This window comes from Candidatus Magnetaquicoccus inordinatus, assembly GCF_004217665.1.
Taxonomy (GTDB): domain Bacteria; phylum Pseudomonadota; class Magnetococcia; order Magnetococcales; family Magnetaquicoccaceae; genus Magnetaquicoccus; species Magnetaquicoccus inordinatus.
In genome coordinates, this window is sequence record NZ_RXIU01000335.1 from 1 (window position 1) to 2,547 (window position 2,547).

Genomic DNA, 2,547 nt, shown 5'->3' on the forward strand with positions numbered 1-2,547 from the left:
TGGGAAAATTTGCCAATGCGCTTACCCTGTGCACCGTTTCGCTTGTGGCAACAGTGGGAAAATTTGCCAATGCGCTTGCCCTGTCTACAGCCCCAGGATCTCTTTGGCCAAAGGCACGGTCAAGGGTCGTTTGAGCAGCAATCCCGCTGCATCCAGACGTTCGACCGCCTGCGCATAATCGGTAATGGAGCGCGGCAGACGCATCTGTAAAAACTTGCGCAGATCCTCGCTGCAGCGCACCTGACGATCCTCCAGCATCTTTGCCAAAATCGCCCCCAACAACGCATCTTCAGGCGCTTCCAGACTCATGGCCGCCCCCCACAACAAACGGGAACGCAAATCGGCACGCAGACCGCTCATCCATTGTGGTGATTGGCGACTGGCCACGAGCATCCGCCCTTCCGGCAGATCACGCATCCAGTTAAACAGATAGAGAACTCCCTCCTGCACCACCGGGCTGGACTCTACCGCCTCCAGATCATCAATCGCTACCAAGCGACAACCGGCATGGCGGCGCAAAAAGAGGCTCAGCTCCTGTTCGGCGCTGACCCGCAACTGCTCCTTCAGGGTTGCCACATCCAGATAGATTGCCGCGCCATCCCCCTGCAAAGAATGGCAGTGGGCGACAGCCGCTTGCAACAGATGGCTTTTTCCTGTTCCACTCTCTCCGGTCAACAGGTATACCGAACTGCGCTGCAGCAGTGCTTCGCCACGATTTTCCGCCACAGCCAGCACCGCCTCGGCCACCCGCCGATTGCCTGCTCCGAGTACAAAATTGGCAAAGGTACAGACCGGATTGAGTGGCAGGGGCAACAAAAGGGTTGCATCAGGCCCGGTCATGCTGTTTTAGCCGCTCCTGCTCAGCCGCCAAGCGGCTCCAGCGCAGTACATAACTTCCCCCGGATAAACAGGTAGTAAAAGCCGTCAAGGCAATCAAGGCATCCAGCCAAAAGGTGGCAAAATGGCCATTTGCGGTATACAACACCCAGAACAACAGCAGCATCTGGTTGACCGTATTCCACTTGCTGACCCAAAGCGGTTCAATACGCAAGGCCCCGGTCAGCATTTGATAGACCACGGCGCCACCGATGATCACCACATCGCGGGTCACCACCAACAAGGTCAACCAGAGCGGCAATAGTCCCAATACGGTCACCGTGATATAGCCAGAGAGCAGCAGCAACTTATCGGCCAGGGGATCCAGATGGCGCCCCAGTTCGGTCTCCATCTGCAAGCGCTTGGCCAGATAGCCATCCAGAGCATCGGTCAGACCTGAGAGTGCAAAGACAATCAAGGCGGCCGTCAAATGGTTTTCTATGACCAGCCAAATCAGGATGGGCACAGAGAAAATGCGCAACAACGACAGGAAGTTGGGCAGATTCATGGCAACTGCAGCACCAGATCGACCCGATTGGCAGGTGCAGCAGCCGCCTGTGGTAGTTGTTCCACCTTGCCACCCCACTGGCTCAACAGCTCCTGCAACTGCGCATCCTGGCCCTGATACTCAATCTGCAAGGTTGCCTCAGTGGCCCGTTCCTCGATAAATTTCATGGCAACCACACCGGGCGAGTTGCGCAAACGACTGGTAAATTGGGAAAATTGTGCCAATTTTGGCCCATGGATCACCCGCAGTTGCACGGTATGTTGCAAGGCGGGACTCACCGTATGGCTTTGAATCCAGCGATCCATCACCTGTTGCAACAAAGCCCGCGCCAGTTGGGTTGCCGGACATTTGCTCAGCTCAGTGCTTTCGCTGCAGCGACTCAGCAGATCCGGGCTGTTTACACTCGCTTGCAGCGCTTCGCTGGGAGCACTTTGCCCCTGCGCTCCGCCACTGCCAAACAGTTGCGCCTGGAGTGTTGCCGTCGGCGCTTTACCCCCTTTCCCTTTGCCTGCCGCTGTCGGCAGTTGTACGGCAATGGCCCACACCTGCTCGGTGCCATAGCGTCCATTCACCCACTGTTTTAATCCGGGATCGGCAGCGACAACGCGCTCCCATTGCAGTTGGCCAATATCATCCACATCCCCCAAAGGGGTGACAACAGCGATACCGAAGGCTTTGGCCTCCTCCTGCATGCTCTTGAGCAGCAACGCATCCAGAGTGGCGGTTTCGCCATCCGCTCCACCCTGGCTGCGCAACAGCATCAACACCGGTGGATGGCGGCTTTCGTTATAGGCCAACCCCTTTTCTGCCATGGCGGCAGCAACCCCTTTGGCCGAAAAAGTCACCTCCACCGCCACCGACAAGCTGTTGCCCCGTTGCGTCTCGCCGACAATCTGCACCCGTTCGGTCAAACGTTTGCCACCCTGCAGCAGAGAATCAAAAAATTGTTTTTCTCTCTCCAGATCAGCACGGGTAAACATCCGTCCCAACAACCGTTCCAAAGCCAATTTTTTGGCCTTTTCCACCCCAACGGTACGCGGTTCCTGTTTGCCCGGCAGCGGCAGAGTCACCAGCGCTTCCGCACCCCAACAGCAGATTCAGGAGGTATTGCGCGCCCCCCGCTATCCCGCCTATCGCCTGCCTCGCTGCAATCGTTTTATGGG

3 protein-coding genes are annotated in these 2,547 nt (G+C 57.1%); all 3 read right to left on the reverse strand.

The annotated features are described in order from the left end of the window. Positions 1 to 84: 84 nt before the first annotated feature. From EJP87_RS15345 to EJP87_RS15355, 3 genes are read right to left on the reverse strand one after another with little or no spacing between them, the layout of a single operon-like run. Positions 85 to 840 carry a DnaA/Hda family protein gene (locus tag EJP87_RS15345; protein WP_130472735.1) on the reverse strand — a complete coding sequence of 252 codons (756 nt, stop codon included), beginning with the start codon at positions 838 to 840 and terminating at the stop codon, positions 85 to 87. Further along, entirely contained in the window at positions 827 to 1,384 is a 558-nt protein-coding gene (locus EJP87_RS15350; RefSeq protein ID WP_130472736.1) for a CDP-alcohol phosphatidyltransferase family protein, read from the reverse strand. The genes EJP87_RS15345 and EJP87_RS15350 overlap by 14 nt, the downstream gene beginning before the upstream one ends. Further along, positions 1,381 to 2,454 (reverse strand): DUF2066 domain-containing protein, encoded by a 1,074-nt coding sequence (locus EJP87_RS15355; protein WP_193771438.1) that lies wholly within the window; start codon positions 2,452 to 2,454, stop codon positions 1,381 to 1,383. Before EJP87_RS15355 ends, EJP87_RS15350 begins: the two co-directional genes overlap by 4 nt. Between the last annotated feature and the right edge of the window lie 93 nt (positions 2,455 to 2,547).